We start from the raw sequence: 6097 nt of genomic DNA on the forward strand, positions 1-6097 counted from the left end.
ACACAAAAAATAAGAGCGCCCCACGTCGGGGCGCTCTTTCCATTTCGTCGTTACGGCCGGGCCGGAAGCTGCTTTCTCATGCGGACGTGCAAGATTCCCGCGTCGTAAAAAAGCTCCTCGGAAACGGCTTCGTACCCGAGACGCTCGTAAAAGGGCCTTGCCTGCACCTGGGCATCCAGCAGCGAGTACGTATACCGCTGCTCGGCCGCCAGCTTCTCCAGCGCTTCCATCACGAGCCGTCCGCAGCCGCTCCCTCTGCGCTCCCGCTTTACGGCGACACGCTGCATTTTGGCGGTATCCGGATCGTACTCCGTCATTCGGGCTGCGGCTACTGGCTCTCCGCCGTCCAAGAGCAGCACATGGCGGCATGGGGCATCCAGCGAATCCAGCTCATCTATTTCCAACTCGACCGGTACCTTCTGCTCGACGACGAACACTTCGCTTCGCAACTGCAAACATTGGGCAAGCTGCTCCGGATTGTTGACATATACGGTTTGCATCTCTCTCTCCTCGCTATGCTTACTTAAATAGTTGCTCCACTACAAGTATACCATAGCCGGGACGGGCTATTCGATCAGGAGCGCATCGAGATCATGTTGCCGGACGAATACCGCCGAAGCCCTCTGTAAAAAAACAGACTGCCCAGCACGGTCAGCAAAGCCGCCATCCCGCAAGCGCCGGCCAAAAACGTCCAATGCACTTCGCGCAGAAGCCCGATCGGCAAATAGCTGATAAAGCCCGCAGGAATGACGGTAAACAACACCAGCCGTCCGAGCCCTCGGAAAATATCGGTAGGATAGGTGGAAAAGGTGACAAACCCGATAAACACCTGTTGGCCGATCCCTTCCGCATTGCCAACGTAAAAAGCGAGCGTCTGCGCGATGACATTGAAGAACACGAAAATAACCGTCGCGAGCGTCAGTCCGAAAACGAACTTCAGCAGTCCCGTCACCGTATGGTCGCCGAACACGGCGTACAGCATCAAGCCGAAGATGACGTCCCCGATCGCGGACACCGACATCCGGCTGATGAGCACATGCAGAAGAACGGGCTTCGGCTGAATCAAATATGTGTCAAGCTGGCCGCCCGCAATCAAGCCGGCCATGGCATAGCTGTTGCCGAACAGAACGGCGGATATCCCGAACCCGCCTGCGCCGACCGCCCACATCATCATGACGTCCGTGAGCTCCCAGCCGTTCACGATCGGAAATTTGGTGAAGTAGACGCCCCAGTAAAAAATCCAGACGACATTGTTGACAACCATCATCCCGGCCGTCAAAAAGAAGCTCATCCTGTATTCCATCGCCCCGGCCATATTCAGCTTCCAGCAAGCCAGTACGAACCGGATCAGTTTAACCGCCGTTGACATTGAGCTTGCGCACCCCTTTCCCGTATACGAGCGCAGCGGCCGCCGCCAGCAATGCCGCCCACCCCCATTGTATAGCAACCATGCGGATAACCTCCGCGCCGTCAGGGTGGACGGCCGTCTTCGCAGCGAAGTAGGCTACCGCCTGGAAAGGCAGCCATTCGCCGACCGTTTGCAGCGACCCGGGGAACATCTCCAATGGAAGCAGCATACCGCCGATCGTAAACAAGAGCTTGTTGTAAACAAAGTCGAGCCCCCGCGTCTCCTCCACCCAAAAAGCGCATAGCGATAATAGCATCGTCAGCAGGAAATTGACCGTAAACGAGCCGATCATAACCAGAAGGCAGAGCGGGACGTTCAATCCCGGCGTCGACCAGCCGAACCATGCCGTCGCAAGTGCTGTGCCCAGAATCAGGTTGACGGCGACACGGATAGCGGCTTCCCCCATATAGCTGCCGTAGTGCATGAGCAAATAGCTGGCCGGACGGATAAGCTGGTAAGCGATGTCGCCGTTCTTCACTTCGGCTTCGACCTTTGCATTCAGCTTCGGGGAAGCCAGGATGACCGACTCGGCTACGGCCAAATACCAGATCATTTGCTTGAACGTGTACCCGGCGATTTGTTGTTCTCCGACTCCTTCGTAGGTGACCGACCATAACTGGAAGAAAATAAACAGAATGACCAGGAGGAATAAAGAGCGGATCAGAAATTCGAGCACATACGCAAGCTGATTGCGGACGGTCATATGCGCGTATGCGGCATATTTGGCCAGTTTGCGGACGGCGGTCACGGCGGCCCCTCCTTTTTCGCTGCATAGATGTGGGTGATAATATCCTCCATCGGAGGATCTTCGATCGTAACGTCATCGAGCCGGTACCGGGCCACGATATGCGCCAAAACTTCTTCAATCGAGGTTAATGACGTATCGACCGACAGCTTCATCCGGTTGCCCCCGCGTCTTATTTGCTCCACTCCCGGAAACGATATCGGTCCCGGCTCCTCCTTTAGCAGCAGCTCGATCGTTTTGTGAGTCAAATGAAGCCGTTTCAAATCCTGCACCGTCGAGTCCAGTACGATTTGTCCGTAATTGATGACGATCGCGCGGCGGCACAGCTGCTCGATATCTCCGGAATCGTGCGAGGTGAGGAACACGGTGATGTTCTCCCTCTCATTCATTTCACGGAGAAGCTCGCGTATTTTTTGCTTGACGACGACATCGAGCCCGATCGTCGGTTCGTCCAAAAAGACGATGCCGGGACGATGGAGCAGAGCCGCGGCGATTTCGCAGCGCATCCGCTCCCCGAGCGACAGCTTCCTCACCGGGACGTCTATGTAGGGACCGAGCTCGAACCTTTCGATCAGCTCCGCGCGTCTGCTTTTGTAATCTCTTTCGTCCAGCTCGTAGATGCGTCTCATCAGCTCAAACGTATCCGTCGGCGGCAAATGGTACCATAACTGAGATTTTTGGCCGAACACCGACCCGACACGGTAAGCAAGCTTCTTGCGGTCCTTCCAAGGACAGTAACCGAGCACTTCCGCATGACCGTCCGTCGGGTGGAGAATACCGGTCAACATCTTGATCGTCGTAGATTTGCCCGCTCCGTTCGGGCCGAGAAACGCGACAAAATCTCCGGCCTCCACCTCGAAATCGATGCCGTGGACCGCCGTCTTCTCGGTATATTCCGGTTTGAACAAGGCGCGTACGCTGCCTGCGAATCCCTCCTTCTTTCTTTTCTGCCGAAACCGTTTCGTCAGTCCGTTAACCCGAATCGCCTTCACGCCCGCTTCTCCTCTCTTCATGACGATTTATCGGAGTAAAGCAACAAAGACCTGCAGCAGTCCGCTCGTCATGAGCCGGAACTTGCCACAGGTCTTTTGTCCCTACGGTGTAACGCAAATGTTCATTTCGCGTTCGGCTTCGCTCGGTTCGTCAGCACACGAGACTGCACCACGGATCCCTAGAAGCCCTTCCAGTAATATTGCTATATATTACCACGGGTGTTATCGGGCTGGCAATACCCGTTTTGCGATAAATCGCACGTTCAATTCACCCTGACCTTGAGCGTTGGAATTCGCGCCTCTTAGGCGGAAAGCGTTATTCTCCAGCAGCCGCTTCACCCGTCTATTCGTCAGCTTCGGAAATCGCTGAAGCAGCTGGGCCGCGCCGCCGCTGACGATTGGCGTCGCCATGCTGCTGCCGGACATCCTGAAGTAACACTTTCCTACGCGGGCGGCCGGGTCACCCCGGTCGACCGCCGAGCCTGGCGAGCGCAAGGAGACGATATTAACGCCGGGTGCGGTCAAATCGGGCTTTACCCTTCTTCCCGCAACGGGACCCCGGCTTGAAAAGCCCGCAACCCGATCGTCTCTTTGCGTCACCGTTCTCCGATCATCCGCCGCGCCGACCGTGACGAGAAGCGGACTGATGCCGGGCGATTCGATCGACGCGGCATCAGGGCCGTCGTTGCCGGCCGCCGTAATGACGACGAGCCCGGCTCTCCAGGCGCGCTCTGCGGCTCTGCACACCGGGTCGTCGGAGCAGCGGGCGAAGCCGGTCGAGCCGAACGACATATTGACGATGCGTATCCCGTACTTTTTACGGTTTCGCAATATCCAGTCGATCGCCGCGACAACATCCGAGCTGTTCGCCTGCCCGTTTTTATCGAACGCTTTGACCACGACCAGCTTGGCCTCGTTCGCCGGCCCCTTGTATTTCCCTCCCGAGCGGAGGCCGTTGCCTGCGGCGTCTCCGGCAACGTGCGTACCATGGCCGTTATCGTCATAAGGCTTCTTCCTGCCCCCGACCAAGTCTTTGAACGCGACGATCCGATTGACCGGCTTCGTCAAGTCCGGGTGCGGAAATACGCCCGTATCGACAATGGCAATCGTAACGCCCTTTCCGCCGATCCCTTTGCGCTGAAGTGCAGACGCTCCGACGGATGGCGTCGCTACGTTCAAGCTGACTTTGAGCTTGCGGTCCAGATGCATATGCGTGACGTTGCGATGGCAGCACCATTTATGAAGGCATCGAGGCGACATACGGGCGGATACGACACGCAGTTTGGACATATATCGAGTCACGCGGAAGCGATGCTTTTTCGTTACGATTTCGCGCTTCACGGCGTCGATCCATCGGCGCGTCGGCTTTCGGTTGAATTCGATTAGGACGGGTATCGTTTTCGTTCTCGGCTTGAGCTTCGTGCGCCGGTACGTATCGGTAACGGCCCGACGCAAGTGGGGGCTCATTTTCGGGTGAACCGCCGCGCGATTCGGTTTCCTTTTGGGCAGTCTGGACATTTTCCGGATTTCACCACCTGTACGTTTGCCTCAGTATACGCGATTCCAACGATTCCGGACCGGGCATGTGCCTGCATGGAATATGTACTCCGCAAGATAGACGCCCGTTACGCAGCGGAAGCCGGGGCGCCTGAGGCCCCGGCTTCCGACCAGCCTCCGCAGAGGTTAGTGTTTGGCGCGGCTAATGATGACAAGCAGGATGAACAGCACCAGAATGACTCCCGTCGAAGAAAACGCGGGACCTTTCGGACAACAGTGCTCCTCATGCACATTTACAAAACTGACCGATACGTTTCCGTGATGCGGCGGTTTCATGATCGGAGCGACCTGGTTCGGCATCGGGGCCGAGATCGGAGAGACCATGTTCGGCATCGGCATGTTCGGCATCGGCATGTTCGGCATCGGCATCATCGCTGCCGGTGCTACGTTCATGATCGGCTTTTGCGAATATTCCATTATTGCACCTCCCTTTAACCTTCAACTGATAACAGTCTATGGGGGAGCACCCAGCGGGAACACGGATAAACACCCAAGGGGGGGCAAAATGGACGGCCGCCCAATCCTTCGCCTCTATCGCCGACTCCCGTTTGCTCCTTCGGCGATTGGGCAACAATGAGGATATCCGGATTGTTCAACGTTTTGTCAAAAAGACGCCGGATACGCGAATGGATTTGAAAACCAAAATATCGTATAATCTTGAAGGGACATTTCGAACGAGGAGGACCACACATGTATAAATGGATTATGTCCGTCTTGTTTTTCGGGGCGTGCACATTCGGCCTGATCTTCCTGATGGTCAGCTCTAAACCGGAAAAAAGCGAAGAAAACGCAGCGGCAGAAGCCGGGAAACCTCAGTTGAAAATTACGGCCAGCAATTTCAAGTTCGATCAAGCGGAATACAAAGTGAAAAAAGGGGAAACGCTGCAAGTCGTCGTGAAAAACTCGGAGGGCGTGCACGGCATAGATATCGCCCAGCTCGGCATTTCCTTAAGCGGCAAAGAGCTGTCCAAGGAAGTGACATTCGACAAGGCGGGCACTTATGACATTATGTGCAACGTTCCTTGCGGAGCCGGTCACGTAAATATGAAGGCGAAATTGATCGTCGAATAAAGAAGAAAAAGAGAGGGACAAGCGCCCAATGTCATTAAGTTAAGCTCAAAGACAAGACCAGGAATAAAAATGGAATTGGAAACGGCATGGGAAAAAGCCCTGTGCCGTTTGTTTTTTTGGTGCCAGCAAGGAAAAAGCGTGCAGCAAACAAAGCGGATGGAATATCCACTTAAAAAATGTTCATGTGAACGGAATTATATGCTACTCTGTAGACGAAGCTAACGACTGATTTCCAGCGGATTTTGCGCGTATTCTTCTGCCCTGGACGAATGGGTCGAATCGGCAAAATGTTTTTGCGAATCAGCGCTTCAACATCGGGCGGGG

The 6097-nt window shown here is 55.3% G+C and carries 7 protein-coding genes; 1 reads left to right on the forward strand and 6 read right to left on the reverse strand.

Annotation, left to right across the window (positions count from 1 at the left end):
- Positions 1-50: 50 nt before the first annotated feature.
- The 6 genes from FE783_RS27480 to FE783_RS37865 all read right to left on the reverse strand — a co-directional run bounded on the left by FE783_RS27480 (position 51) and on the right by FE783_RS37865 (position 5119).
- A complete protein-coding gene (locus FE783_RS27480) occupies positions 51-500 on the reverse strand; it encodes a GNAT family N-acetyltransferase (protein WP_138882574.1) in 450 nt (149 codons plus the stop codon).
- 74 nt (positions 501-574) lie between these two features.
- Positions 575-1369, reverse strand: a complete 795-nt coding sequence (locus FE783_RS27485) for an ABC transporter permease (protein ID WP_138882575.1) — start codon at positions 1367-1369, stop codon at positions 575-577.
- On the reverse strand, positions 1353-2156 hold the full coding sequence (locus FE783_RS27490) for an ABC transporter permease (protein WP_238403277.1): 804 nt from the start codon (positions 2154-2156) through the stop codon (positions 1353-1355). Before FE783_RS27490 ends, FE783_RS27485 begins: the two co-directional genes overlap by 17 nt.
- Complete coding sequence (locus tag FE783_RS27495) at positions 2153-3145, reverse strand: ABC transporter ATP-binding protein (RefSeq protein WP_138882576.1); 993 nt, start codon at positions 3143-3145, stop codon at positions 2153-2155. The genes FE783_RS27490 and FE783_RS27495 overlap by 4 nt, the downstream gene beginning before the upstream one ends.
- 222 nt (positions 3146-3367) lie before the next feature.
- On the reverse strand, positions 3368-4663 hold the full coding sequence (locus FE783_RS27500) for a S8 family peptidase (protein WP_138882577.1): 1296 nt from the start codon (positions 4661-4663) through the stop codon (positions 3368-3370).
- 165 nt (positions 4664-4828) lie between these two features.
- A complete protein-coding gene (locus tag FE783_RS37865; RefSeq protein ID WP_162458206.1) occupies positions 4829-5119 on the reverse strand; it encodes a hypothetical protein in 291 nt (96 codons plus the stop codon).
- Positions 5120-5392: 273 nt separating this feature from the next.
- On the opposite strand from FE783_RS37865, the gene FE783_RS27505 reads away from it, so the two are divergent.
- A complete protein-coding gene (locus FE783_RS27505) occupies positions 5393-5773 on the forward strand; it encodes a cupredoxin domain-containing protein (RefSeq protein ID WP_138882578.1) in 381 nt (126 codons plus the stop codon).
- The last annotated feature ends 324 nt before the right edge of the window (positions 5774-6097 follow it).

The organism is Paenibacillus mesophilus, from assembly GCF_005938385.1.
GTDB classification, from domain to species: domain Bacteria; phylum Bacillota; class Bacilli; order Paenibacillales; family NBRC-103111; genus Paenibacillus_AB; species Paenibacillus_AB mesophilus.